The 25,667-nt window shown below is 66.0% G+C and carries 19 protein-coding genes; 2 read left to right on the forward strand and 17 right to left on the reverse strand.

Features of this window, described 5'->3' with window-relative positions:
• Positions 1 to 258: 258 nt before the first annotated feature.
• From IP92_RS28235 to IP92_RS28295, 13 genes are all read right to left on the reverse strand, one after another.
• Entirely contained in the window at positions 259 to 924 is a 666-nt protein-coding gene (locus tag IP92_RS28235; RefSeq protein WP_145881730.1) for a response regulator, read from the reverse strand.
• A gap of 16 nt (positions 925 to 940) precedes the next feature.
• Positions 941 to 2,881: a type IV pili methyl-accepting chemotaxis transducer N-terminal domain-containing protein gene (locus tag IP92_RS28240; RefSeq protein WP_145881732.1), complete on the reverse strand. Its 1,941-nt coding sequence runs from the start codon at positions 2,879 to 2,881 to the stop codon at positions 941 to 943.
• A gap of 147 nt (positions 2,882 to 3,028) precedes the next feature.
• The gene (gene moaA, locus IP92_RS28245; RefSeq protein WP_145881734.1) at positions 3,029 to 4,003 is read right to left on the reverse strand and encodes a GTP 3',8-cyclase MoaA; all 975 of its coding nucleotides are present in this window, start codon (positions 4,001 to 4,003) and stop codon (positions 3,029 to 3,031) included.
• Positions 4,004 to 4,257: 254 nt separating this feature from the next.
• The gene (locus tag IP92_RS28250; protein ID WP_145881736.1) at positions 4,258 to 5,010 is read right to left on the reverse strand and encodes a peptidylprolyl isomerase; all 753 of its coding nucleotides are present in this window, start codon (positions 5,008 to 5,010) and stop codon (positions 4,258 to 4,260) included.
• Positions 5,011 to 5,075: 65 nt separating this feature from the next.
• Entirely contained in the window at positions 5,076 to 5,759 is a 684-nt protein-coding gene (gene narI, locus IP92_RS28255) for a respiratory nitrate reductase subunit gamma (protein ID WP_145881738.1), read from the reverse strand.
• Between the two features lie 10 nt (positions 5,760 to 5,769).
• Entirely contained in the window at positions 5,770 to 6,441 is a 672-nt protein-coding gene (narJ, locus tag IP92_RS28260) for a nitrate reductase molybdenum cofactor assembly chaperone (protein WP_145881741.1), read from the reverse strand.
• A gap of 10 nt (positions 6,442 to 6,451) precedes the next feature.
• Complete coding sequence (gene narH, locus IP92_RS28265; protein ID WP_145881743.1) at positions 6,452 to 8,008, reverse strand: nitrate reductase subunit beta; 1,557 nt, start codon at positions 8,006 to 8,008, stop codon at positions 6,452 to 6,454.
• A gap of 25 nt (positions 8,009 to 8,033) precedes the next feature.
• Positions 8,034 to 11,729 carry a nitrate reductase subunit alpha gene (locus IP92_RS28270; protein ID WP_145881745.1) on the reverse strand — a complete coding sequence of 1,232 codons (3,696 nt, stop codon included), beginning with the start codon at positions 11,727 to 11,729 and terminating at the stop codon, positions 8,034 to 8,036.
• 248 nt (positions 11,730 to 11,977) lie between these two features.
• On the reverse strand, positions 11,978 to 13,042 hold the full coding sequence (locus IP92_RS28275) for a hypothetical protein (protein ID WP_145881747.1): 1,065 nt from the start codon (positions 13,040 to 13,042) through the stop codon (positions 11,978 to 11,980).
• 128 nt (positions 13,043 to 13,170) lie between these two features.
• Positions 13,171 to 13,749: a hypothetical protein gene (locus IP92_RS28280; protein WP_145881749.1), complete on the reverse strand. Its 579-nt coding sequence runs from the start codon at positions 13,747 to 13,749 to the stop codon at positions 13,171 to 13,173.
• Between the two features lie 81 nt (positions 13,750 to 13,830).
• On the reverse strand, positions 13,831 to 14,724 hold the full coding sequence (locus IP92_RS28285; protein WP_145881751.1) for a LysR family transcriptional regulator: 894 nt from the start codon (positions 14,722 to 14,724) through the stop codon (positions 13,831 to 13,833).
• A gap of 92 nt (positions 14,725 to 14,816) precedes the next feature.
• A complete protein-coding gene (locus IP92_RS28290; RefSeq protein WP_145881753.1) occupies positions 14,817 to 16,043 on the reverse strand; it encodes an MFS transporter in 1,227 nt (408 codons plus the stop codon).
• Positions 16,040 to 17,131, reverse strand: coding sequence for an NAD(P)-dependent alcohol dehydrogenase (locus IP92_RS28295; protein WP_145881755.1), 1,092 nt, complete (start codon positions 17,129 to 17,131; stop codon positions 16,040 to 16,042). Before IP92_RS28295 ends, IP92_RS28290 begins: the two co-directional genes overlap by 4 nt.
• A gap of 999 nt (positions 17,132 to 18,130) precedes the next feature.
• On the opposite strand from IP92_RS28295, the gene IP92_RS28300 reads away from it, so the two are divergent.
• Positions 18,131 to 18,610 carry a hypothetical protein gene (locus IP92_RS28300; protein WP_145881757.1) on the forward strand — a complete coding sequence of 160 codons (480 nt, stop codon included), beginning with the start codon at positions 18,131 to 18,133 and terminating at the stop codon, positions 18,608 to 18,610.
• Positions 18,611 to 19,086: 476 nt separating this feature from the next.
• On the opposite strand, the gene IP92_RS28305 is transcribed toward IP92_RS28300, so the two are convergent.
• The 4 genes from IP92_RS28305 to IP92_RS28320 all read right to left on the reverse strand — a co-directional run bounded on the left by IP92_RS28305 (position 19,087) and on the right by IP92_RS28320 (position 23,155).
• The gene (locus IP92_RS28305; RefSeq protein ID WP_145881758.1) at positions 19,087 to 19,767 is read right to left on the reverse strand and encodes a Crp/Fnr family transcriptional regulator; all 681 of its coding nucleotides are present in this window, start codon (positions 19,765 to 19,767) and stop codon (positions 19,087 to 19,089) included.
• A 65-nt stretch (positions 19,768 to 19,832) separates the two neighbouring features.
• The gene (locus tag IP92_RS28310) at positions 19,833 to 21,218 is read right to left on the reverse strand and encodes a NarK family nitrate/nitrite MFS transporter (protein ID WP_145881760.1); all 1,386 of its coding nucleotides are present in this window, start codon (positions 21,216 to 21,218) and stop codon (positions 19,833 to 19,835) included.
• A 27-nt stretch (positions 21,219 to 21,245) separates the two neighbouring features.
• Entirely contained in the window at positions 21,246 to 22,499 is a 1,254-nt protein-coding gene (locus IP92_RS28315) for an MFS transporter (protein ID WP_260071959.1), read from the reverse strand.
• 119 nt (positions 22,500 to 22,618) lie between these two features.
• Positions 22,619 to 23,155 (reverse strand): RrF2 family transcriptional regulator, encoded by a 537-nt coding sequence (locus IP92_RS28320; protein WP_145881762.1) that lies wholly within the window; start codon positions 23,153 to 23,155, stop codon positions 22,619 to 22,621.
• A 173-nt stretch (positions 23,156 to 23,328) separates the two neighbouring features.
• Here IP92_RS28320 and IP92_RS28325 point away from each other — a divergent pair, with 173 nt between their 5' ends.
• The gene (locus IP92_RS28325) at positions 23,329 to 25,605 is read left to right on the forward strand and encodes a nitric-oxide reductase large subunit (protein WP_145881764.1); all 2,277 of its coding nucleotides are present in this window, start codon (positions 23,329 to 23,331) and stop codon (positions 25,603 to 25,605) included.
• Positions 25,606 to 25,667: the final 62 nt, after the last annotated feature.

The raw sequence follows: 25,667 nt of genomic DNA on the forward strand, positions 1-25,667 counted from the left end.
GGGCCAGCCCTGGGTGCTTGCGCAGATGGGACAGTTTTTTCGCGAGGCATGCCTCGCGCCGGCCGAACGGGCTGGCCTTGCAAGGCCAGCCCTGGGACTGAGCTTCAGGGGTCCGGGACGGGCGACTTTTGTTAGCAGGCCGACCCGTGTCCTTGAACCCAAGTGCAACCCCTGGGGTCAGACCCGGCGGGTCTGACCCCGGCATTTGCCTTGTGGTTTGTGTTCAGCGCCGCCAGGCCCCAAGATGCAAAACTGACCCTACCTCGCCTGCGCATGCCGATGCTCCACCGCAAACACGGCAGCCTGCACACGGCTCGACAAATTCAATTTCTTCAACACGTTCTGCACGTGAATCTTCACAGTGCTCTCGGACAGGTCCAGCGCGCGGGCGATCATCTTGTTGCTTTCGCCACGCGCGAGGAAGTCGAGGATCTCCTTTTCGCGCGGGGTCAGGCGGTCCAGTTCGGACGCCGGTTCCTGCGTGCGCGTGCCCGCTTGCAGCTGGGCGACCAGCTTGCCCGTCATCGCTTCGGCGACCACCGTTTCGCCGGCCGCGGCGCGGCGCACGGCGCGCGTCAGGTAGTCCGTGTCGATGTTCTTCAGCAGGTAGCCGGAGGCGCCGGCCTTCAGCGCGGCCGACAGGTCCAGCGCGTCTTCGGACACGGTCAGCATCACCACCGCGCTGTCCGGGCAGTCCTGCAGCAGCAGCTGCAGCGTCTCGAGGCCGGACATGCCGGGCATGTTCAGGTCCAGCAGCACGACCTGGGGTTTCAGCTGCTTGGCGCGCTTGATGCCTTCGACACCGTCGGCTGCTTCGCCGACGACGTCGAAATCGGGGTTACGCTGCAACAGCGAGCGGATGCCGCTGCGGAACAGCGTGTGGTCGTCGATCAGCAGTACGCTGATCGGTCGGTTGTCGGTCATGTGGTTCTCCTTGTTCTCAGGCCGCCCGGCGCTGGGCGCGCGCCAGGTGCAGCGATACGGTCGCGCCGGCGCCCGGTGCCGAGCGCACGTCGAGCGTCGCGCCGATCCGCTGGGCGCGCTCGCGCATGATGTGGACGCCCACGTGGGTCTCGCCCTTGCCTGCCAGTTCCGCCGGGTCGAAACCGGCGCCGTCGTCAGTGACGGCCAGCGTGAAGTCTTCGCGGTCGCGCAGCACCACCTCGACCTTGTTGGCGCTGGCGTGCTTGCGCACGTTCGACAGCGCTTCCTGCACGATGAACAGCAGTTGCAGCTGCTGCTCGCGGGGGAACGGTGCGCCGTCCGGGTCGGCGTCCAGCACCGCTTCGATGCCCGTCTGGCGCTCGAACTTGTTGAGCGCCGACTGCAGCGCGTGCACCAGGCTTTCCTCGGCCAGCCGGGTGCGGAAATTCAGCAGCAGCTCGCGCACGTCCTCGTAGCTTTCCTGCACGCCGGCGCGCAACTGCGGCACGATCGCGTCGACGTCGCCATACTGCTGGTGACGTACCGAATCCTCCAGCATCTGCACCTGCAGGTTCAGGAAGTTCAGGCCTTGCGCGATGCTGTCGTGCAGGCCCTGGGCCACCAGGTTGCGCTCTTCCGAGATCGCCATCTCGCGTTCGCGCGCGCCCAGGCGCAGGTTCTCGATCGCGGTGCCCAGCAGCTGACCCAAGGTCTGCAGCAGCGCCTCGTCCGCCGCCGACAGCGCGCGGACCCGCTTGAAGTGCAGGTTGAACATGCCCAGGTGCTGGCGATGCGCGTAGATGTGGAACACGGAGACCGTCGAGAAGCCCTCGCGGTGGCACTGCAGCTGCATGGCGGGATCGATGCGGCGCATGTCGTGCACCACGGCGATCTTCTTCTCGACGGCCTCGCCGCACAGGCAATCGCCGACTTTCATGCAGCGCTCGTCCTCGACCAGCTCCGCCGGCAGCCCTTGCTGCACCAGCATGTGCAGATTGCCCTTGGCCGGGTCGAGCACGCGCACGGAACCGCCGTCGGCGCCGAAATACTCGGTGATCCGCTGCAGGAAGCCTTCGCACATGGCTTCCGCCTGTTGCGGTTTTTGCAGGAACGCGGCGCTGTCGTACAGCAGCGCGAGCTCGCGGTTCTGCGCCTCCAGCGCGGCCGTCTTCATGCCGATCAGCTGCTCGAGGTTCGCATACACGCCCTGCAGCCGGTCCGCCATCTGGTTGAAGCCCTGCGCCAGCTGGCCGAATTCATCGTGCCGGTCTTCCTGCAGCCGCACTTCGAAGTCGCGCTCGCGCATCCGCTCCATGCCGGCCTGCAGCTCGGAGACGGGGGCGATGATCAGGTTGAACAGCAGGTAGACGATCGACACGGTGCCGCCGACGGCGAACGTCAGCAGCATCAGCTGCGAGCCGCGCAGCCAGAACGTGCGATTTTCGCTGTCGTGTTCGATCGCTTGGACCAGGCCGGACACGTCGCGCACGAACGTGTCGGCCTGTTGCTGGAATGCCCACACCTCGGCCGGTGCCACCGCCTGCTGCGCCAGCAGCGTCGCGGCGCGCGGCCGCAATTCGTTCTGCCAGCGGTCCGCCAGCCTGCCGAAGCCGCCGCGGATCACGCTGGAAGGCGGCAGGAACAGGGGCCGCTGCGGATCGCCGTGGCGCAGCTGCTCGAGCGTGCCGTCGACGACGGCCAGCTGGCGCATGCCTTCGGAGCGGGCCGCGTCGCGCCGCTCCGCATCCGTCATGCCGGCCAGCGTGACGCTGAGCCGGTAGGTATTCATCCGCAGGCTGCCGGTCACGTTGATCGCGGCGCCGCTGCCCTCCAGCTGCCACGACAGGTACAGCGTGGCGCCGATGACGGACAGCGCGACGGCCAGAAAGCCGAACAGGCTGCCGACCACCTTCGTCGACAGCCGGCTCCACGCGGCATGGGGCGATGCGCGCAGCATGTCAGCCCCCCTCGCGTTCGGGCGGGGTTGCGTGCGGGCTTGCCGATTCAGCCATGCTGTTGCGTTGTTCCATGTTTGTCCTCTCATCGGGGGAAGTATACCGCCCTGCTTGCCGCTCGCGCTCATTTACCTGTCCCTGACCCCATCTCAGCCGCCCGTCTGTGACATGAATCGGACGATTTTCTCCGGCTGCCGCGTGAAATCGTGCTCGCGCGGCTTCAACTCGATCGCCGCGCGGATCGCCCGCTCCAGCTCCACATCGTCCGCGCCGCCACGCAGCAGCGGGCGCAGTTCGAACTTTTCTTCCTGGCCGAGGCACAGGTACAGCGTGCCGTCGACGGACATCCGCACGCGGTTGCACGTGGCGCAGAAGTGCTGCGACATCGGCGTGATAAAGCCGACGCTCGCGCCGCCATCCGCCGTGCTGTAATAGCGCGCCGGCCCGCCGCCCAGCTCGCGCGCCTGCGGCACGAGGCCGAAGCGCTGTACGAGCCGGTCGCGCACGGGGCCCAGGTCGAGCCATTCGGTGGCGCGGCCCGTATCGCCCATCGGCATCGCCTCGATCAACCGCAGCAGGAAGCCGCGCGCGATGCAGAACGCGGCCATCTCCTCGATCTCATGCTCGTTCACACCGCGCATCGCGACCATATTGATCTTGATGGGCGCCAGCCCTTCGGCGCGCGCCGCCTCCAGTCCCGCCAGGATCGCCGGCAGGCAGTCGCGCCCCGTGATGCCTTTCATGCAAGAGCGGTCCAGCGAATCGAGGCTGACGTTGATCCGGCTGATCCCCGCCGCCTTCAACGCGGCCGCATGGCGCGCCAGCCGCGTGCCGTTGGTCGACAGCGACAGGTCGCGCAGGCCGGGCAACGCCGCCAGCCGCGCCGCCAGCTCCGGCAGGTGACCGCGCGTCAGCGGCTCGCCGCCCGTCAGGCGCACGCGGCGCGTGCCCATGCGCGTGAACGCGCGCACGACGCGAACGATCTCGTCTTGCGTGAGCCAGTGCGGCGGCTCCTCGAACCCCTTGAAATCTTGCGGCAGGCAATACGTGCAGCGCAGGTCGCAACGGTCGGTGACCGAGACGCGCAGGTAATCGATGGTACGGCCGAAGCGGTCGGTCAGCATCGGCGGCTCCTTTGGTGTGTTGGAAGGATTGTAACGGGGTGGTGCGGGCCTGTTGATGGGCCGTTTGGGGAGGAGAAGTAGTGCTTTGTGACTAGCCGGGCGGATAAGTTTGCGAGTCAGAACGCCGGAAGAAACCCAGAGGCCAAACCCTGGGGTCAGGGAGGAGCGCTGGCCTGCAGGCCAGCGCCGCTACGCAGGCGGAGAGCTGTGCTCTCCGAAACCCCTGCTTCGCCCCGCCGGGTCTGACCCTGGCCTCACTGCACCAACGGACTCTCCGCCCCCTCCAGCTCCACCCCCTCGATCTTCGCGCGGCCCACCAGCACGTGCAGGTACTGGTGCAGCGCGCGCTGCCACGATTCGCGGCGCAGCGTGTCGGCCACCTGCTCACGCACCGAGTCGAACGGCAGCAAGGTGCCTTCCAGCCGGCGCTGCACTTGCACGATGTGCAGGCCGAAGCGGGTCTCCACCAGGCGGCCGGCCAGCTCGCCGGCGGCGAGGCGGAACAGCACGGCGTCGAATTCCGGCACGCAGTCGCCCCGCTTTAATTGACCGAGGCTGCCACCGACGGCGCCGGACGGGCAGTTCGAGTAGCGCTTCGCCAGTTCCTCGAAACGCTCGGGGCGGTGGCGCAGTTCCTCGAGGATCAACGTGGCGGTCTCGCGCAGCAGTTCCAGCGGCGCCTCGGGCGTCACCTGGAACAGGATGTGGCGCGCTTCGACCAGCTCGCCGCGCGTGAACGCGGCCTTGTGCGCGTCGTAGTAGCGGCGGCATGCCAGGTCGTCCACTTCCGGCACCTGCACTTCGCAGGCGAACAGCGTCTCGATGCGCTCGTCGTCGGAAGCGTCGCCCGACACGATGCCGAGGCGGTCGGCTTCGTCCAGCAATACGCGGCGCAGCACCACCTCGTGGACAGCCTGCTTCAGCGGATTGGCGGCATTGGCGTGGTGTGCCATCTCCGCCGCGATTTCGGCGTCCGTGACGTCGATGCCATTGACTGCGATACCCATGATGTACTCCAGATTCGATTCAAACGATGCCCCGGCACTGCCCAACGGGCGCCGGGGCTTTTCGGTCAGCGGCTGCGCACCAGCTGGAACGCGCGGCCCAGGTAACCGACGGCGCCGAAGCCGCTCCACACGTGCACCAGGCGGGTGAACGGGAAGATGATGAACAGCGACATGCCCATGAACAGGTGCAGCTTGAACACCAGCGGCGCGTCGATGATCAGCGCGGCGGCATCGGCGCGGAACGTCACGATGTGCTGGGCCCAGCCCATCAGCAGCACCATCATGTGGCCGTCCATGTGGCCGGCCGACACGAAGATCGAGCACAGGCCGAGCAGCAGGGTCGCGAGGATCCACAGCAGCACGATCTTGTCCTTGAACGTCGTCACGTGGCGCAGGCGGTCGCTCTGGAAGCGGCGCGCCAGCAGCAGCACGAGGCCGATCAGCGCCAGGGTGCCCATCACGCCGCCGGCCACCATCGCGAACAGCTGCTTGGCGCCGTGCGGCACGCCCAGCGCATCCCACACGGCCACGGGCGTCAGCAGGCCCACGGCATGGCCGAAGAACAGGCCCAGCACGCCGACGTGGAACAGCGGGCTGGCCAGCCGCAGCGCGCCGCGATGCAGCACCTGGCTGGACTCGGAGCGCCAGCTGTACTGCTCACGGTCGAACCGCACCAGGCTCCCCAGCAGGAAGATCGCCAGCGCGATATACGGGTAGATCCCGAATACGAATTGATGGATGTAGTTCATATTGCCTCCTTCATGCTTGCGGCGCGGTGGCTTGCACCGCGGCCGGCTTCTTCGGATAGAAGTTGATCGGCTGGACGCCACCCGGCAGTGCGGTCTGCAGCAGCGGCTCGACGCCATCGGCACCCGGGCCGAACGTTTCCAGTGCCTCGTCCATGTCGCGGATCGGCGGTTCGGTCAGCGGCGACGCCTCGACGGGGCTGGCATCGACCAGCAGCGTGAACAGCACGCCGTACGGGCTGTTCGAGCTGCACAGTTTGCGGCCCACGTGGGCCAGCACGTCGACGGCTTCGCCCAGCATCCGCTCGGCGTCGTCGGCCGGCAGCTGGCCGAGGAACTCCAGGAACAGCGGCACGTAGTCGGGCAGCTCGTCGCCGCTCATCTCCAGGCCGTGCTTGCGGTACTCCTCGATCAGGTCGACCATCGCCTGGCCGCGGTCGCGCGATTCGCCGTGCACGTGTTCGAACAGGTGCAGCGAGTGCGACGGGTTGCGGTCGAACGTGGCGACGTATTCCTGCTGCAGCTCGATCAGCGGCGTCGTGCCGAGATACGCAAGCAGCGGCTGCAGGCGCTCGCGCCACGCCGGGCGTTCTTCGAGCACGGCTTCCAGCTCGCGCAGGTCGGCGATCAGCTCCTCGTCCGGGTACTGCAGCAGCAGCGACAGCACTTGATATTGTTGGTTCATGGCCTGCTCCTTACGCCGATTCCGGCTCTTTCTTCTTGCGCGACTTCGGCATCGACATGAAGATCGTCGAACCCTGCTTCTTCTTGCCGAACAGGCTCGCATCGGACACACCGTCCGAACAGCCATTGCCGAAACTGAAGCCGCAGCTGCCCTTCTCGTTGAAGCTGTCCTCCACCATCTCCTTGTGGCTGGACGGGATCACGAAGCGGTCCTCGTAATTCGCGATGGCCATGATGTGGTACATGTCCTCGACGGTGGCCTTGTCGAGACCAACTTGACGTAAAGGCTCCAGGTTCTCGACACCTTCGACGCTCTTGCCGCGCATGTAGGCACGCATCGCCAGCATCCGGTCCAGCGCCTTGATCACCGGTACCTGGTCGCCCGCCGTCAGCAGATTCGCGAGGTATTGCACGGGGATGCGCAGGCTGGACGTATCCGGCAGCACGCCGTTGGTACCCAGCTTGCCCGATTCGGCCGCGGCCTGGATCGGCGACAGCGGCGGGATGTACCACACCATCGGCAGCGTGCGGTATTCCGGGTGCAGCGGGAACGCGATCTTCCACTCCATCGCCATCTTGTAAACCGGCGAACGGACGGCCGCTTCCAGCCACGCTTCCGGAATGCCCTGGCGGCGCGCTTCCTCGATCACCTTCGGATCGTGCGGGTCCAGGAACAAGTCCAGCTGCGACTGGTACAGGTCGCGCTCGTCGGCCACCGATGCCGCCGCTTCGATCTTGTCGGCGTCGTACAGCATCACGCCCAGGTAGCGGATGCGGCCCACGCAGGTTTCCGAGCACACGGTCGGCTGGCCCGCTTCGATGCGGGGGAAGCAGAACGTGCACTTCTCGGCTTTGCCGGAAGACCAGTTGTAGTAGATCTTCTTGTACGGGCAACCGGAGATGCACATGCGCCAGCCGCGGCACTTGTCCTGGTCGATCAGCACGATGCCGTCGTCCTCGCGCTTGTACACGGAGCCGGACGGGCACGATGCCACGCAGGCCGGGTTCAGGCAGTGCTCGCACAGGCGCGGCAGGTACATCATGAACGTGTTCTCGAACGTGCCGTACATCTCCTTCTGCATGTTGTCGAACAGCTTATCCTTGCTGCGCTGGGCGAACTCGCCACCCAGGTCATCCTCCCAGTTCGGGCCCCACTCGATCTTGTCCATCTTCTTGCCGGTCAGGACGGAGACCGGGCGCGCCGTCGGCGGCGTCTGCGACAGCGGTGCGTTCTGCAGCCGCTCGTAGTCGTAGGTGAACGGCTCGTAGTATTCGTCGATCTGCGGCAGGTTCGGGTTCGCGAAGATGTTCGCGAGGATTTTCAAACGGCTGCCCTGGCGCGGCTCGATCGTGCCCGCGTCGGTGCGGCGCCAGCCGCCGTTCCACTTGTCCTGGTTTTCCCATTCCTTCGGATAGCCGATGCCGGGCTTCGTTTCCACGTTGTTGAACCACGCGTATTCGACGCCATCACGGCTCGTCCACACGTTCTTGCAGGTGACGGAACAGGTGTGGCAGCCGATGCATTTGTCGAGGTTCAGCACCATGCCGATTTGTGCTCTGATTTTCATGTTGTACTCCTTACCTTTCCGTCACTCAGACCGTCTCGGCCAGCGGGCCTTCGAGCCACTCGACCTTGTTCATCTTGCGCACCACCACGAATTCGTCGCGGTTCGAGCCCACCGTGCCGTAGTAGTTGAAGCCCCACGACAGCTGCGCATAGCCGCCGATCATGTGCGTCGGCTTCGTCACGGCGCGCGTCACCGAGTTGTGGATGCCGCCGCGCTTGCCGGACATTTCGCCGCCCGGCACGTTGACGATCTTTTCCTGGGCGTGATACATCAAGGTCATGCCGGCCGGGACGCGCTGGCTGACCACCGCCCGCGCCGTCAACGTGCCGTTCACGTTGAACACCTCGATCCAGTCGTTGTCGACGATGCCGGCCGCCTTCGCATCCGTCTCGGACAGCCACACGTGCGGCCCGCCGCGGGACAAGGTCAACATCCGCAGGTTGTCCGAATACGTCGAGTGGATGCCCCACTTCTGGTGCGGCGTGATCCAGTTCAGCGCGATTTCCCTGTTGCCGTTCGGGCTCGCGCCCATCGCGGCGCCCGTCGTACGAGTGTCGATCGCCGGCTTGTACACACAGAAGCCCTCGCCGAAGTCGCGCATCCAGCGGTGATCCTGGTAGAACTGCTGGCGGCCCGTGATCGTGCGCCATGGGATCAGTTCATGCACGTTGGTGTAGCCGGCGTTGTAGCTGACTTCCTCCGACTCGAGGCCCGACCACGTCGGCGACGAGATGATCTTGCGGGGCTGCGCCTGCACGTCGCGGAAGCGGATGCTGTCGTGCTCGCGCGGCAACGCGAGATGCGTGTGGTCGCGGCCCGTGATTTTCGACAGCGCTTCCCACGCCTTCACCGCCACGTGACCGTTGGTTTCCGGCGCCAGCGACAGGATCATCTCGGCCGCATCGATCGCCGTGTTCAGGCGCGGCTGGCCTTGCGACACGCCCTCTTCTAGCACGGTGCGGTTGATGCCGCGCAGGACGTCCACTTCATGCTTCGTGTTCCAGCCGATGCCCTTGCCGCCATTGCCGGCCTTTTCCAGCAGCGGACCGACGGACGTGAACTTCTTGTAGATCTGCTTGAAGTCGCGTTCGACGATCGTCATGTTCGGCATCGTCTTGCCCGGGATCGGCTCGCACTCGCCGGCGCGCCAGTCCTTCGGATCGAACGGTTGACCCAGTTCGCCCGGGGTGTCGTGCATCAGCGGCGTCAGGATGATGTCCTTGCGGGTACCCAGGTACTCGCCGCCGATTTCCGAGAATTTCTTGGCCAGGCCCTTGTAGATTTCCCAGTCCGACTTCGATTGCCACAGCGGCTGCACGGCTTCGGACAGCGGGTGGATGAACGGGTGCATGTCGGACGTGTTCAGGTCGTCCTTCTCGTACCACGTGGCCGTCGGCAGCACGATGTCGCCGTACAGGCAGGTGGTCGACATGCGGAAGTCCAGCACGACCAGCAGATCGAGCTTGCCTTCGACGGCCGGGCGCACCTTCACGTCGCGCGGCTTGATGCAGTGCTCTTCCTCGCTCATCAGCGCGTTCTGCGTGCCGAGCAGGTACTTCAGGAAGTATTCGTGACCCTTGCCCGAGCTGCCCAGGATGTTCGAACGCCACACGAACATATTGCGGGGGAAGTTGGCGGGATTGTCCGGATCGTCGCAGGACATCTGCAGCTTGCCTTCCTTCAGCTGGCGCACGGCGAACTTCGCGGGATCTTCACCGGCGGCGTTGGCCTGGTCGACGACGTCGAGCGGGTTGGTCTGCAGCTGCGGCGCGGACGGCAGCCAGCCCAGGCGCTCGGCCTTCGCATTGAAGTCCAGCAGCGACATCGGCGCGACATCCGGGCCGGCCGTCGGCGATGCGATATCGCTGGTATGCAGCTTCTCGTGGCGCCACTGGCTCGTGTGGGCATAGAAGAACGACGTGCCGTTCATCTGGCGCATCGGGCGGTTCCAGTCCAGCGCGAACGCCAGCGGCGTCCAGCCCGTTTGCGGGCGCAGCTTTTCTTGGCCCACGTAGTGCGCCCAGCCGCCGCCGGATTGACCGACGCAACCGCACATCATCAGCATGTTGATGATGCCGCGGTACGTCATGTCCATGTGGTACCAGTGATTCAGCGCGGCGCCGACGATGACCATGCTCTTGCCGCGGGTTTTATCGGCGTTGTCGGCGAACTGGCGCGCGACGGTGATCACGTCGGCCGGCTTCACACCGGTGTGCTTTTCCTGCCATGCCGGGGTGTACGGCACGTCGTCGTCGTAGCTCGTCGCCACGTTGCCGCCGCCGAAGCCGCGGTCGATGCCGTAGTTGGCCAGCGACAGGTCGAACACGGTGGCGACCAGCGCCGTCGTGCCGTCGGCCAAGGTCACGCGCTTGACCGGCACGTTTCGCAGCAGCAGATCCTGCGCATCGCGGCCGCCGAAGTAGGCGAAGCCGACGGGCACGATGTCGTCCGCGCAGTCCTTCAGCGACAGGCGCGGGTCGATCGGGGCGTTGTTGCCGCCCTCCTTCATCTCCAGGTTCCATTTGCCGTCCTCGCCCCAGCGGAAGCCGATCGAGCCAGCCGGCGCGACGATGCGGCCGGTGGTATCGTCGATGACGAGCGTCTTCCATTCCGGGTTGTTGGCTTCGTCGAGGTTGTTGGCCAGGTGCGACGCACGCAGGAAGTAGTCGGGGATCAGCTTGCCCTCGTGTTCCTTCAGCAGCACGAGCATCGGGAAGTCGGTGTACTGCTTCGCGTAGTCGCGGAAGTACTTCGACTGGCCTTCGGCGTGGAACTCCTTCAGGATCACGTGGCCCATCGCCATCGCCAGCGCCGCATCGGTGCCCTGGCGCGGTGCCAGCCAGATATCGCCAAACTTGGCCATCTCGCCGAAGTCGGACGACACGGCGACCGTCTTCGTGCCCTTGTAGCGCACCTCCGTGTAGAAGTGGGCATCCGGCGTGCGGGTCATCGGCACGTTCGAGCCCCACACCATCAGGTACGTCGAGTTATACCAGTCGGCGGACTCGGGAACGTCGGTCTGCTCGCCCCACACCTGCGGGCTCGAAGGCGGCAGGTCGCAGTACCAGTCGTAGAACGACAGCGCCACGCCGCCGATCAGCGACAGGTAACGCGTGCCGGCGGCGTAGCTGACCATCGACATCGCCGGGATCGGCGAGAAGCCGACGATGCGGTCCGGGCCATACTTCTTGATCGTCAGCGCATTCGCGGCGGCGATCATCTCGTTGCATTCGTCCCAGTTTGCGCGCACGAAGCCGCCAAGGCCGCGCACGGATTTGTATTTCTTCGCGCGTTCCGGGTCCTGGCTCACGTATTCCCAGGCGGTGACGGGGTCCATCGTCTTGCGGGCTTCACGCCACATTTCCATCAGGCGGCCGCGCACCATCGGGTATTTGACGCGCTGGGCGGAGTACACGTACCAGGAATAGCTGGCGCCGCGCGGGCAGCCGCGCGGCTCGTGGTTCGGCAGGTCCGGCCGCGTGCGCGGATAGTCCGTCTGCTGCGTTTCCCACGTGATCAGGCCATTCTTCACATACACCTTCCAGCTGCACGAACCCGTGCAGTTGACGCCGTGCGTGGAGCGCACGATCTTGTCGTGCTGCCAGCGCTGGCGGTAGGCGTTTTCCCAGGTGCGGTCTTCGTGCACGACGGCGCCGTGGCCGTTCGAGAACGTGGATTTGGGCTTGCTGAAGAACTTCAGCCGATCCAGAAAGTGACTCATGCTGCCTCCTTGATTCCGTGCGCCCCGAGGGCGCCTCTCCGCGCGACATGCGTGGAGCTGTCGATGGAATCAGTCTACTGACGGTGGCAGGCGGTGAATATTGGCAGGAAGTGCCGCCGGGGGATGTGATTCGGATTAGGCGGATAGGCAGATGTGATTAGGGGCCAGCACTTCCGGTGGGGGAGTCGCGGGGGAATACACTACCGATTTTGTCGGGAATGGCGCGGGGCAGGCCACGGGCCGCGAGCTTACGCAGCGGTGCCCTGCTCCTCGGTCAGCGCCAGGAACCGCTGGAAGGTCGGGTGCTCCATGCCCAGACGCGCCTTCTGGTAATCGTGGATGCCGATCGACGGCGTGAAGATCTCACCGGTGGCGGCGTTACGGTAGCTGAGCGTCGGCTCGCGCGCCAGCGACGGCCGATGGTACAGGCCGCGCCGGCTGAACGGCTTGGCCTGCAGCCTGTCGTAGACCTGGTCCAGCAATCCGGCGCCGACCGGCTCCTCGCCATCCTCGGCCAGTGCCGTGTCGATCGCCTGCGCGCCGACGCGCCGCGCTTCGCTGTCCGCGAAGCTGGCCAGTGAATTACGCTCGTCCAGCACGCGGCCGGGCAGCGCTTCCAGCCTGGTGGACGCGGGAATGTCGGACCTGGCAAAATTGTTCCACGTCTTCACGATCGGCAGCGTGTCCCACACATCGCCGACGACGGCATCGCGCGCTTGGTCCGGCACGCGCGTATCGCCGATGCGCACATAGCCGTGGCCCGCATACACCTGGAAATAAACGGGCATCGGCTGACTGGCACGGTCGCGGAACATCGGCGTGCCGGGCTGCGGCCGCAGGCCGAGCGCGCGCCGCGACGTCAGGTCGGCGGTGACGCGGAACAGCACGTTGTTGACGGTGACGCACACGCCGCTGCCGTATCGGACCGTGCCGTGCGCACGCGCCAGCGAATACTGGCCCTCGTGCAGCGTCTCGGCATCGGCCAGCTGCATGCGCTTGATCGCCCCGCCGCCCGACGCCGTGATGCCGACGACTGAATTGGCCTTGTCGCCGACCATCTGCGACACGCGCTGCTGCACGCCTTCGTAGTCCTTCAGCAGCTCAAAAGTGCGGGGGCTGACGTCGACGTGCGGCAGGTCGTGGCGATTCAGGAAACGCACCAGCGACCTGACACCGCTGGGTGCAGGCGCGCCCTCCAGCGCACTGCGCAGCGGTTCCTGCGTGACGGGCACGACCCGATCGTCACGGCCATCCGGCGTGCGGGCCGGTTGCCAGTCCAATGCCGGGATCGGGGGAAGCCTGCCTATCGTCATGGTGACGCCATCCATCTGCAAACGCGACAGGCGTCTGTGGAGCGGGTGGCGGGATTGGTTCCATTGCTGGCGTCAGCGATGGACAGCCGGATCACAGCCGTCAGCAGTCCGCCAGCGGCCTCCTCGGCTTACCCGGGATAGCCCCTGGTGGCCAAAAAAGCAAGTACTGCAACGATTGTGGCGCTGAATACTGCGGCTGCCCAGGCAACGATCGCCAAGCGTAGCCGCGCATTGGCTACTTCGCGCCGCGCCACCAATTGTGCGATCGCGCGATCGTCGGCTTGCCGCGCGGCGGACGCGGACATCTTGTAGAAGGCTTCCCCCACGGCCTTGCCGGCCGCCTGCACCGCCACCTCCAGTGCGACGCCGATCACGCTGCCTGCCGTGCCGCCGACAGCCCCGCCCACCCCTTCGCCGATATCGGTCAGCTGCGGTTCACCCCATCCCCGGCGCGGCTTGAGCGCACGTGGGGTGCGCCCGTGCTTGGCCCGGTACCCGCCGAGAGCGTCGGCCAGCTGCGTGCGGGCGGTGTGCGCCTCCCCTCGCAACGCGGCCAGCTTCCTGCGCGGGTAAGCCAATACGCCGCACAGCAATGCGCTCGTACCCGCGCAGGCTGTGGCCCAGGAGGCCCACGTGTCGGGCACGCTCGCGCGGCCGAACAAGGTTCCGAGCGCGATGGCGAGAATAGCGATGGCAACGTACTTCATCGAAATGTTGGTACTCCGCGTGTGGATCCGCCCGCAGCATACCGCATTCTTTCACGGCCGCCATCCCGGCCGTGGCGCCGATCAGCCCTTGTGCCGCAACGCGTCCAGCACGAGCGCCAGCGCACGCGATGGGTGGCGCCGGCTCGGGTAGTAGGCATGCAGGCCGGGGAAATGCGGGCACCAGTCCTCCATCACACTGACGAGGCGCCCCGCGCGCACGTGCTGGGCCACCAGGTCCTCGGACAGGAACGCCAGGCCGTTGCCGCTGAGGGCCGCCCCGAGCATCTGGTACACGCCGCTGCAGACGATCTGGCCGCGCGGCCGCATGTCGATGTTCGCACCGTCGTGCCGCAGCTCCCAAGCATAGACGCCGCCGACGGTCGCCAGGCGCAGGCCGATGCAGTTGTGCTTCTGCAGATCCTTGGCCGACGTCGGCACGGGCCGGTGCGCGAAATACCCGGGCGCGCCGACGATCAGCACCCGCGTATCGGGTGTGATGCGCACGGCGATCATGTCCTTCTCGACCTGGTCGCCCCAGCGCACGCCGATGTCGAAGCGCTCGGCCGCGATGTCGACCATCCGGTAGTCCGCGCTCAGCTCGACGTGGATGTCCGGGTAGGCCAGCAGCACGGGCGACAGGCGGGGCCACAGCACGTTGTTAATCACGTGGTCGGTGGCCGTGATGCGCACCGTGCCGGCCGGCTTGTCTCCCAGTTCGCTCACCGCGGCGATCTCCGCCTCGATCTCCTCGAGCCGCGGCGCCACGTTCTGCAACAGCCGCTCGCCCGCCTCGGTCGGCGACACGCTGCGGGTCGTGCGCGTCAGCAGGCGCACGCCCATGCGTGCTTCCAGGCCGCGGATGATGTGGCTGAGGGCCGATTGCGTCATCCCCAGCTTGCCGGCGGCGCGCGTGAAGCTGCGCTCGCGCGCCACGGCCAGGAAGACCAGGATGTCGTTGATGTTGTCGCGTGCCATGTGGGAGAACCTGAATCACTGAATGCCGGGTTGCCGTATCGCCGGTTCTCCGGCGCGGGACGGGTGGCACGGCGGCCACCCGGATGACGCGATTATGCAGGAAGGCGTGCGGCCCGGCCCGCACTCACGGCGAACAGCGCCGCCAGCAGCAGGATCGCGGCGCTGCCGCCGAACGTGGCCTGGTAGCCGTACGCATCGAACAGCATGCCCCCGGCAGCGGCGCCGGCGGCGATCGCCAGCTGGACGACGGCAACGAGCAGGCCGCCGCCAGCCTCCGCATCGTCCGGTAACGTGCGGGCCAGCCACGTCCACCAGGCGACGGGCGCCGACGTGCCGAGCAGGCCCCATGCGCCCAGCAGGACGGCCGTGGCGCCGGCGGACGTGCCGAGCACCGTCAAGGCGACGGCAATGCCCGCCATCGCCAGCGGGATGACGGCCAGCGTACGTGCGAGCCCGTCGCCGAGAAACCGGCCGATCGCGAAGGTGCCGACCACGCCGCACAGGCCGACGACCAGCAGCATCAGCGACAGCGCCGACGGCGCGACGCCCGTCACGGCTTCGAGGAACGGCCGCAGGTAGGTGAACAGCGCGAACTGGCCCATGAAGAACAGGCTGGCGGCCGTCATGCCCAGCGCGACCGGCAACCGCTTGAGCAATGCCAGTGCACCGGCGCCCCGCTGCCCGTGCCGGGCCGGCAGCGACGGCAGGCTGACGAGTTGCCACACCAGCGCCGCGGCGGCAACCGGCACGACGCAAAAGAACGCGCCGCGCCAGCCGACCAGCGTGCCGAGGTAACTGCCCAGCGGCGCCGCAACCACCGTCGCCAGCGCGTTGCCGCCGTTGACGATCGCAAGCGCCGTCGGCACCCTGTCGGCTGAGACGAGGCGCATGGCCGTCGCCGCCGACAGCGACCAGAATCCTCCAATCGCGACACCGATGAACGCCCGCCCGGCCATGAACCCCGCATAGGTCGGGGCGAAGGCGGCGATCGAGCCGGACACGATCATCAGGAACGTCAGGCCCGCGAGCAGCAACTTGCGATCGAGCCGTCCCGCCAGCGACGCGATGGACAGGCTCGTGACCAGCGCAAACGCGCCGGACACCGTGATCGCCAGGCCCGCCTGCCCTTCGCTGGCGCCCAGGTCGGCCGCGACGGGTGTCAGCAGGCTGACGGGCATGAACTCGGACGCGACCAGCGCGAACGCGGCCAGCGCCAGGGCGAACACGCCGCCCCATGCGGCAGGCGCGGCGGCCGCACCCGCATCAACCGCGTGCCGGCTCTCCGCCGGCGCGCGGACGGTGGCCGTGCGATCGCTCATCGGGTGGTGCCGGCGCCGCCAGCCAGCGTCGCGCTGTCGATCACGAAGCGGTACTTCACGTCGCCCTGCAGCATGCGCTCGTAGGCGGCGTTGATCTCGTCGGCGCGGATCATTTCGATGTCCGCGACGATGCCGTGCTGTGCACAGAAGTCCAGCATTTCCTGGGTTTCCGGGATCCCGCCGATCATCGAACCGGCCAGCGCACGGCGCTTCATGATCAGGTTGAACACCTGCGGCGACGGGTGCGGCGACGCGGGTGCCCCCACCAGCACCATCGTGCCGTCGCGCTTGAGCAGCGTGAGGAAAGCGTCGAGATCGTGCGGCGCCGCGACGGTGTTGACGATCAGGTCGAGCGAGCGGGCCTGCGCCGCCATCGCCGCCGCATCGCGCGACACCACCACTTCGTGCGCGCCCAGCGCTTCGGCGTCCGCACGCTTCGATTCCGACGTCGTGAACGCAACGACATGTGCGCCCAGCGCGCGGGCCAGCTTGATGCCCATGTGGCCCAGGCCACCGATGCCGACGATGCCGACCTTCTTGCCCGGGCCGGCCTGCCAGTGCCGCAGCGGCGACCACGTGGTGATGCCGGCGCACAGCAGCGGCGCGACGGCGGCCAGCTGGTCCGGCTGGTGGCGCACGCGCAGCACATAACGCTCGTTGACGACGATCCGCTCCGAGTAGCCGCCCAGCGTGTGGCCCGGCGCGTCAGCGGTCTTGCCGTTGTAGGTGCCGACCATGCCGTCGCAGTAGTTTTCCAGGCCCGCCTCGCAATCATGGCAATGGCCGCAGCTGTCGACCATGCAGCCGACGCCCACCAGGTCACCGACCTGGAAGCCGCTCACGTGCGCGCCAACGGCGGACACACGCCCGACGATCTCGTGGCCCGGCACGCACGGATAGAGCGTACCCGCCCATTCGCCGCGCACTGTGTGCAGGTCGGAATGGCAGACGCCGCAGAAGGCGATGTCGATCTGCACGTCGTGGTGGCCCGGCGCGCGGCGCGGGATGTCCATCGCTTCGAGAGGCTTGTCGGCGGAGTTGGCGCCATAGGCGCGGACGTGGGTGTGGTGATGTACTTGATCAGTCATGTCGAATCCATTGGGAGGTAGATCGGTCCACCTTCGCACCTTCGCGCGGTGCGACGACGGCGTTCCGAATTGGGAATGGCGCGAATGATAACGGCGTATCCGGCAAGCCAACGGGGCGAATTTTGCTTGAGCTTATGATGACGCTTCATAAGTGTAGTGGCAGTCTGACGAATTTGCGTCATAAGCCGGGCCTAAAAAAGTGCTCCACGGATTTATGGAGGACCTGTTTCCTTCCCGATGGTCCGCACCGTCCGCCATTGTTGCAAGCGCCTGGGGGCGCGCCAACGTGCATGGCCGGCAGGAAGGAGACACGCGTGACGGCGGCTGAACGCTGCTTGTGCGGCCGCGTAGAGGCAACTCCGACCGGAATGCGGTGACATGGCGCCGCCCGCCGGTGGGCGGCGTATCGCGAGGTCTCACATCAAACCCATCTAAAAGAGAGCACCACGCGCTGAAGATGCGGCTGTTTTAGACTTTTTGGCTTTGGAATTAGATCAAAGCGGATTAATGCCGGTTTTTTATAGACCTTATTAGGTTCCCCGTCCCGCAGGGTAGAGTGGATTAGACGCTGCTGGGGCATATTGGAGCAATTTGGACATTGATGCTCCGACGGTACCCCACTGGGTGAAATCGTGGGCGGAGCGGTGCGCGAACAATATGCCGGGGGGGGCGCACGACTACGGGCAAATTCCGCCGATCAATTCACCGTAACTCCCCGACTAATCCGCACCTCGAAGCTCACGCCGCCCAACGTACCGATCCGGCGCCCCGTCACCTCTTCAGAGGAGGGAGTGCCTCCCGAAGTGCGAAAATCTAAACGATGCCAATACAAGCCGAACGAGTCTGGCCCGCTCTATTCTCAAGGATGACGCGCCTGATTCGCACTATAAAAATATCGTCTCGACCTTATTTGATCTATTTCTAATTCACGAGAATCTAAACCAACCTTATTCCAGAGGCCCGGTCCAATGTATTAGATCGTTTAAATCGGAGCCGACCATGGAATACATACCGACGAAACCCGTGAATCTTCCCCTCGCCGAGTTCATGGCGCTGGAATTCTATTTGATGGACAACCGGCCAGGTGTCAAGCCTGAGCTGTTCGTGGCTGAACTGGTAAAACGATGGCTGGCTGTCGAGAATGAGCGCCTGGCACTGCGGCGGGACGGGCCAGCCCTGCGCGGCTTCCAATGGAAAAGTCTCTTCCTGCCGGAAGGTACCAATCTACGGACGAGCTATGGCGATGAAGTCGTGTTCGCCAAGGTGCGCGGCGACCGCATCCTGTCCGATGATGGCGCGACGCTGACGCCATCGCAATTTGCCAACCAGCGTGCGAAGGGACGCAATGCGTGGCGCTTCGTCTGGCTGCGCTTTCCCGGCAACGAGCGCTGGGTGCGCGCCGACGACTGCCGGGTGGGGCCGCACCGCGGTGGAGATCGTCACGCATCGTCCGATCACATCCGCAGCGGTTCTGGGTGACTCGGCCGGCGGCCCTTCCGAAATTGCTGCCAGTCCGTCGGGGTGCGCGATGCGATCGCGGCCCCATGCGGCCGCGCGGGGGACGGCCCTCCGACGATCGCACGACGGCCGCCTTTGCCGCGTGCGATCCGCAATGTTTCCACGCGGCCGAAACAGCGGCGGCCAGGCTCCGGCACGCGTGTCTCCTTCCTGACCGCTATGCACGGCAGCGCTGCGCAAACGCTTGGAACATACGTGACGCAAGTGCCGTGAGAAGATTGTGCTTCACACCAGTCCGTGAAGCCGACCGCCGGCCAACGGCGCCGTGTGGGAGGTCGCGCATCAATCCGAGAAGCACCAAAAAAAGGCACACCAAGAATCACTCCTTAGCGTGCCTGTAAAATGGCACATCGGTCGGCGCACTCCATCCCTGCCAGGTGAAGCGAAAACCACGACGCCGGCCGGCGTGCCCGGGGCTTGTCAGGTTGGCCGCGATGCTAGCCGGCGCAGGTCTTCAGCTTTTCCACATCCGGTATCGTGATCTTGCGGCCCTTGAACGCGATCAGCTCGCGGGCCGACAGGTCGGCCATGATCCGCGAGAAGTGCTCCGGCGTCAGGTTCAGGCGCGAGGCCAGCACGGCCTTCGTGGCCGGCAACGTCAGCTCGCTGCTGCCGCCCTCCTCGCAATCCTTCAGCAGGTAGCCGACGACGCGCTGGGTGCCCGAGCGCAGCGTGTACGACTCCATGTCGCACATCAGGCTGTGCATCCGCATCGACAGGCCGGCCAGCATCGCGCAGGCGAATTCGGGGTCGCCCTGGATCTCGCGGAAGATGGCCGGCTTGGCCACGTGCAGCAGCATCGTGTCCTCCATCGCCTGGGCCGTCACGATGTAGGGCTTGTTCATGAACATCAGCGCCTCGCCGAAGCTGTGGCCGGGGCCGATCAGTTCGACGACCTTCTCCGCGCCGGACGCGGACGTGAACGACAGCTTCACCTGCCCGTACATGACGATGTGGAAGCCGACGCACGGTTCGCCGCGCTGGAACACCAGCTCGCCGCGCTCGACGCGCACCTTCGTCGTGCCCAGTGCGATGCGATCCAGTTCGTCCGGCCGCAGCCGCGCGAACAGCGGCACCTTCGACAGGAAGGCTTGTACTTTGATCCGGCTCTTGTCCATGATGTTGCCCTTTCTGGTCCTGCGATATACGTTGCTGCTGTCTTGCTACTGCTTCAACCGCGCCTTCAGCAAGGCATCGGCGCGTTCTTGCGCGAATAGCACCACCACGTGATCGCGATGCAGCTGGCGTAGAACACGATGAAGCAGTACAGCGCCGCATCCGGCCGGCCCGTCAGCGCGATCGACGTGCCGTAGCTCTTCGGGATGAAGAACGCGCCATAAGCGGCGAAGGCGGACGTGAAGCCCAGCACGGCGGCGCTTTCCTTGTTGGCCGTGACGATGGCCTGGTCCTGCTCCGCCTTCGATTTTCCGGCGGCGGCGCGCTGGTGCTGCGTCATGAAGATCACGGGGATCATCTTGAACGTCGAGGCGTTGCCGATGCCGGTGCCGGCGAACAGCAGCATGAACATCCAGAAGAACAGCGTGAAGTTACCAGGCGAGCCGGCCTGCGGCAGGAAGTTGATCACGCCGAACACGGCGACGATCATGCCGCAGAACGTCCAGAACGTGACGCGGGCGCCGCCAAGCTTGTCGGCCATGATCCCGCCGACGACGCGCGCCAATGCGCCGACGAGCGGGCCGAGGAAGGCATAGCGCAGCGGATCCACTTCCGGGTACAGCGTCTTGATCAGCAGCGGGAACGCGGCCGAGTAACCGATGAACGAGCCGAACGTGCCCGTGTACAGCCAGCACATCAGCCAGTTGTGCTTGCGCGTGAAGATCACGGCCTGCTCGGCGAACGATGCCTTGGCGGACGCCAGGTCGTTCATGCCGAACCAGGCGGCCAGCGTGGCGATGACGATGAACGGCACCCAGATGAAGCCCGCGTTCTGCAGCCACAGCGCGTCGCCATGACCCGGCTGCACGGGGAGTTGCGACGGGCCGCCGAGCGTGCCGAACACGCCGGCCGTGATCACCAGCGGCACGACGAACTGCACGGCCGACACGCCCAGGTTGCCCAGGCCCGCGTTCATGCCCAGCGCATAGCCCTTCTGCGCTTTCGGATAGAAGAAGCTGATGTTGGCCATCGACGAAGCGAAGTTGCCGCCGCCGAAGCCGCACAGCAGCGCAAGCAGCAGCATCGTCGGGTAGCTGGTGCCCGGGTCCTGCACGGCGAAGCCGATGCCGACGGCCGGCACCAGCAGCGAGGCGGTGGACAGCGCGGTCCACTTGCGGCCGCCGAACACGGGCACCATGAACGAATAGAAGATGCGCAGCGTCGCGCCGGACAGGCCCGGCACGGCGGCCAGCCAGAACAGCTGGTTGGTGCTGTAGGTGAAGCCGATCACCGGCAGGTTCACGACGACGACGCTCCACACCATCCAGATCGCGAACGCCAGCGCCAGGGCCGGGATCGAGATCCACAGGTTGCGGTTCGCCGTCGTCTTGCCGGCGTTTTGCCAGAACGTGGGCACTTCCGGCTCCCACGTGCTGATGAGGTATTTGCTCATGGTTGTACTCCTTGCGGTTCTTGCGAATTAAGCGGCGGGCACGGCGGCCGGCAGCTGTGCCGGCGCGGCGCCCGTGGGGCGGAACGAGAAATGCATCCAGACCAGCGACACGCACACGGTGCCGTACAGGAGCATGAAGGCGGACGAGCGCACGCCCGTCAGGTCCAGCAGCGCGCCGAACATGATCGGCAGCACGAAGCCACCGAGGCCGCCGGCCAGGCCGACGACGCCGGAGACGGCACCGATGTTGTCGGGGAACTCGTCGCCGATGAACTTGAACACGGAGGCTTTACCGATCGCCATCGCGGTGCCGGCGACGAACAGCAGCGCCGTGAAGATCCAGGGCGACAGCGCCAGGTTGACGGACAGCGCGCCATCGACCGTCTTCACCTGCATGCTGGTCGGCGGATACGACAGCAGGAAGAAGCACACCCAGCACACCCACATCACCCACCACGTGACCTTGTAGGCGCCGTATTTGTCGGACACCCAGCCGCCCAGCGCGCGCAGCACGCCGCCCGGCAGCGAGAAGCACGCGGCCAGCAGCGCGGCCAGGCCCAGGTCGAAGCCGTACTCGCCGACGTAGTACTTAGTCATCCACAGCGCCAGGCCGACATAGCCGCCAAAGACCACCGAGTAGTACTGGCAGTAACGCCATACGCGGCGGTCCTTCAGCACGCGCAGCTGGTCCATGAAGCCGGTCGTCGTCGGCACGTTGTGCGCCGGGTTCGTATCGGAGAACACCCAGAACAGCAGCGCGGTGACGAGCATCGCGATGGCGTACACGGTGGGCAGCGCCTGCCAGCCCCACGCCGCGATGATGGCCGGGGCGACGAACTTGGTCAGCGCGGAACCGGAGTTACCGGCACCGAAGATGCCCATCGCGAGCCCGCGGCGCGCTTTCGGGAACCAGCGCGCCACGTACGGCGTGCCGACGGCGAACGAGCCGCCCGCAAGACCGAGCAGCAGGCCCAGTGCCAGAAACTGCCAGTACTCGGTGGCGCGGCCGATCAGCCACACGGGGATCACGGTGGCCAGCATCACGCCGAAGAACACGATGCGTCCGCCGAAGCGGTCGGTCCAGATCCCCAGCGGCACGCGCACCAGCGACCCGGACAGCACCGGCATCGCCGCCAGCAGGCCGAATTCCGTTTCGTTCAGGCCCAGCATTTTCTTGACCGGTATGCCCAGCACCGCGAACATCATCCACACGGCGAAGCACACCGTGAACGAGAAAGTGCTCGATACCAGTACTTTTATTGCTCTTTTGTCGTTACTCACTGCATCCTCCCGACGCTTTTACACGATGCCACCAGCGTACGCGTCGAGGTCAAGCGCGCCAATCGACCGCACGGGGGCACGGCGCGGTGCAATCAGGTGAGCGTATTCGTACGAAAGGACTAGTCACCACGACCGGCACTCGCGAGCGGCTGCTGCGCGATCTCGCATAGAGCGTCCGCGTCACTGGGGACTGTCCCCGCACGGGGACTGTCCCCGGTTTTTGCAGTCGCCGCGTCGCCGGCGCGGACTCGAACGTTTTCCTTCCCCATCACCTCCGCCAGCGTCACCCCATCCAGCTCGGCCATCCAGGCCCTGGTCGCCCTTCCCAACACCCCCTGCAGTCCGCACCGCCCCGCTTCCGGGCACGCCGGCGCATGCGCCGAAAAGCAAGGCGCCATGCACACTTCCTCGGTCCCGCGCACCACGGTGCCGATCCGGATATCTTCCGGCGCCGCGCCCAGCGCGATGCCGCCCTGCCGCCCGCGCACCGTGCGCAGCACGCCGGCCTGCCCCAGCTGGTGCACGACCTTCGTCAGATGGTTCTTCGGTATGCCGTGGTACTCGGCGATCTCGGCGATCGTCACGAGCCTGTCGCGGCGGTCGGCCAGGTAGAGCAGCGTACGCAGCGCGTAGTCGGTATAGGCGGTCAGTCGCATGGCGGTCCTCTTCATGTCGTCATTCTGATGTCGGCGCCATTATTCAACGCGCGCCTGCCGACCGTTCATAACCTAAGTCAAGAAAACCAGCATTCGATATGCATCTTTAAATCCACCTTCCTACAATCGGTTCAGTTTTCAACCACGTATCAACCACGAAGAGGAACCACGCCATGAATGCGACCCGCAAACTATGGACCTGGCTCGGCGTCATCTGCGCTCTCTCCTTTGCCGTCCTCGGCTGGGTGGGATCGGAGATCTGGCTTGCCGCGCCACCGATACCGAAACATATCGTCAGCGCCGATGGCGCCACGCTTTACTCCGAAGGCCAGGTCGAACAAGGCCAGCAAGCCTGGCTGGCGGCAGGCGGCCAGCAGGTCGGCACCGTCTGGGGCCACGGCAGCTATGTCGCGCCTGACTGGTCGGCCGACTGGCTGCACCGCGAGGCGCTGGCACTGCGCCAGATCTGGGCCACCCGCAGCTACGGCGCCGACTACGACGTGCTGCCGACGGCCGCCAAGGCCGCGCTGGACGCGAAGGTGAAGGAAGAACTGCGCCGTAACACCTACGACGCGGCGACCGGCACCATCACGCTGTCCACCGACCGCGCCGCCGCCGTGCGCGAAGTGGCCAAGCACTACCGCTCGCTGTTCGGCGCCGATCCGGCGCTGGACGAGCTGCGCGAACAATACGCGATGAGCCGCGGCGTGCTGCCCGATCCGGCCGACCTGAACGCGCTGCCCGCGTTCGTGTTCTGGTCGTCGTGGGCCGCCGCCACCGATCGTCCGGGCCAGGCCGGCCTGTCGTACACCAGCAACTGGCCGCATGAGCCGCTGGTGGGCAACCACCCGACGGCCGGCACCGGCATCTGGTCGATCGCCAGCGTGATCCTGATGATCGGCGCGATCGCCGGCATGATCTGGTTCCACGCCCGCCACAAGGAGGCTGACGATCCGGCACCGCCGAAGGCCGACCCGCTCTTGGGCCTGAAAGCCACGCCGTCGATGCGCGCCACCCGCAAGTACTTCTTCGTCGTCATCGGCCTGATCCTGGCCCAGGTGGGCATGGGCGTCATCACCGCGCACTACGCCGTCGAAGGCCACAGCTTCTTCGGCATTCCGCTCGCCGACGTGCTGCCGTTCTCCGTCAGCCGCACGATCCATACGCAGTTCGCCGTGCTGTGGATCGCCACCGCCTGGCTTGCCACGGGCCTGTACATCGCTCCCGCGATCTCCGGCCACGAGCCGAAGTTCCAGAAGCTGGGCGTGGACGTGCTGTTCTACGCGCTGCTGTTCATCGTCGTCGGCTCGACCGCGATGGGCTGGATCGGCTCCCTGCAGCACAAGGGCAGCGACTTCGCCTTCTGGCTCGGTAACCAGGGCCTGGAGTTCACCAGCATGGGCCGCGTGTGGCAGGTGCTGCTGTTCGTCGGCCTTCTGTTCTGGGTGTTCCTGCTGGGCCGCGCGCTGATGCCCGCACTGAAGAAGGCATCGGAAAGCCGCGGCCTGATCGCGATGGTGTTCCTGTCCGCCATGTGCATCGGCGCGTTCTACGCCACGTCGCTGACGTGGGGCCGTCACACCCACTACTCGATGATCGAGTACTGGCGCTGGTGGCTGGTGCACCTGTGGGTCGAAGGCTTCTTCGAAGTGTTCGCCACGGCCGTCATCGCCCTGCTGTTCACCCGCCTGGGCCTGATCCGCGCCAGCGCCGCCAACAGCGCCATCGTGCTGGAAACCATCGTGTTCCTGTTCGGCGGCATCCTGGGCACCCTGCACCACCTGTACTTCACCGGCACGCCGACGTTCGTGATCGCACTGGGCGGCATGTTCTCCGCGCTGGAAGTGGTGCCGCTGTCGATGATCGGCATCGAAGCCTACAACAACTACCGCCGTTCGCAGTCGGCGCCGTGGATCGCCGCATACCGCTGGCCGATCCTGTGCTTCATCGCCGTTGGCTTCTGGAACCTGGTCGGCGCGGGCCTGCTGGGCTTCTCGATCAACACGCCGCTCGCGCTGTACTACATGCAGGGCCTGAACATGACGGCAGCGCACGGCCACGCCGCGCTGTTCGGTGTGTACGGCATGCTGGGCATCGGCCTGATGCTGTTCTGCCTGCGCGGCCTGTACGAGCGTGCAGCGTGGTCCGACGCTGTGCTGAAACCGATGTTCTGGACCCTGAACATCGGCCTGGCGATGATGGTCTTCATCTCGCTCGCCCCGGCCGGCATCGTGCAAGCGGTGGCCAGCGTCAGCGAAGGCATGTGGTACGCCCGTTCGCCGGAAGTGGTGCACTCGCCGCTGATGGAAACGTTGGTGTGGCTGCGCGTCCCGGGCGACATCGTGTTCGCCGTCGGCACGCTGTGCCTCGCCGTGTTCGGCTGGCGCCTGCTGACGCACCGCCGTGCCGCGCCGGAAGCCGCGACGGCCGTCGTCGACCGCGCCGCCTGATCGTCGTCTCGAAGCCGGGCCCCGCGCCCGGCTTTTTTACTGTTCATCCATCCAAGGAGTCA

The sequence above is a fragment of the Pseudoduganella flava genome (genome assembly GCF_007830495.1).
Lineage (GTDB): Bacteria > Pseudomonadota > Gammaproteobacteria > Burkholderiales > Burkholderiaceae_D > Rugamonas > Rugamonas flava.

Excerpts from the sequence above, each read along its gene's own strand:
- narH (WP_145881743.1), bottom strand. The coding sequence starts at position 8,008 with ATGAAAATCAGAGCACAAATCGGCATGGTGCTGAACCTCGACAAATGC.
- IP92_RS28310 (WP_145881760.1), bottom strand. The coding sequence starts at position 21,218 with ATGAGCAAATACCTCATCAGCACGTGGGAGCCGGAAGTGCCCACGTTC.
- IP92_RS28250 (WP_145881736.1), bottom strand. The coding sequence starts at position 5,010 with ATGGGTATCGCAGTCAATGGCATCGACGTCACGGACGCCGAAATCGCG.
- IP92_RS28295 (WP_145881755.1), bottom strand. The coding sequence starts at position 17,131 with ATGACTGATCAAGTACATCACCACACCCACGTCCGCGCCTATGGCGCC.
- IP92_RS28325 (WP_145881764.1), top strand. The coding sequence starts at position 23,329 with ATGAATGCGACCCGCAAACTATGGACCTGGCTCGGCGTCATCTGCGCT.
- IP92_RS28270 (WP_145881745.1), bottom strand. The coding sequence starts at position 11,729 with ATGAGTCACTTTCTGGATCGGCTGAAGTTCTTCAGCAAGCCCAAATCC.
- narI (WP_145881738.1), bottom strand. The coding sequence starts at position 5,759 with ATGAACTACATCCATCAATTCGTATTCGGGATCTACCCGTATATCGCG.
- IP92_RS28320 (WP_145881762.1), bottom strand. The coding sequence starts at position 23,155 with ATGCGACTGACCGCCTATACCGACTACGCGCTGCGTACGCTGCTCTAC.
- moaA (WP_145881734.1), bottom strand. The coding sequence starts at position 4,003 with ATGCTGACCGACCGCTTCGGCCGTACCATCGATTACCTGCGCGTCTCG.
- IP92_RS28285 (WP_145881751.1), bottom strand. The coding sequence starts at position 14,724 with ATGGCACGCGACAACATCAACGACATCCTGGTCTTCCTGGCCGTGGCG.
- IP92_RS28305 (WP_145881758.1), bottom strand. The coding sequence starts at position 19,767 with ATGGACAAGAGCCGGATCAAAGTACAAGCCTTCCTGTCGAAGGTGCCG.
- narJ (WP_145881741.1), bottom strand. The coding sequence starts at position 6,441 with ATGAACCAACAATATCAAGTGCTGTCGCTGCTGCTGCAGTACCCGGAC.
- IP92_RS28275 (WP_145881747.1), bottom strand. The coding sequence starts at position 13,042 with ATGACGATAGGCAGGCTTCCCCCGATCCCGGCATTGGACTGGCAACCG.
- IP92_RS28300 (WP_145881757.1), top strand. The coding sequence starts at position 18,131 with ATGGAATACATACCGACGAAACCCGTGAATCTTCCCCTCGCCGAGTTC.
- IP92_RS28280 (WP_145881749.1), bottom strand. The coding sequence starts at position 13,749 with ATGAAGTACGTTGCCATCGCTATTCTCGCCATCGCGCTCGGAACCTTG.
- IP92_RS28235 (WP_145881730.1), bottom strand. The coding sequence starts at position 924 with ATGACCGACAACCGACCGATCAGCGTACTGCTGATCGACGACCACACG.
- IP92_RS28290 (WP_145881753.1), bottom strand. The coding sequence starts at position 16,043 with ATGAGCGATCGCACGGCCACCGTCCGCGCGCCGGCGGAGAGCCGGCAC.
- IP92_RS28240 (WP_145881732.1), bottom strand. The coding sequence starts at position 2,881 with ATGCTGCGCGCATCGCCCCATGCCGCGTGGAGCCGGCTGTCGACGAAG.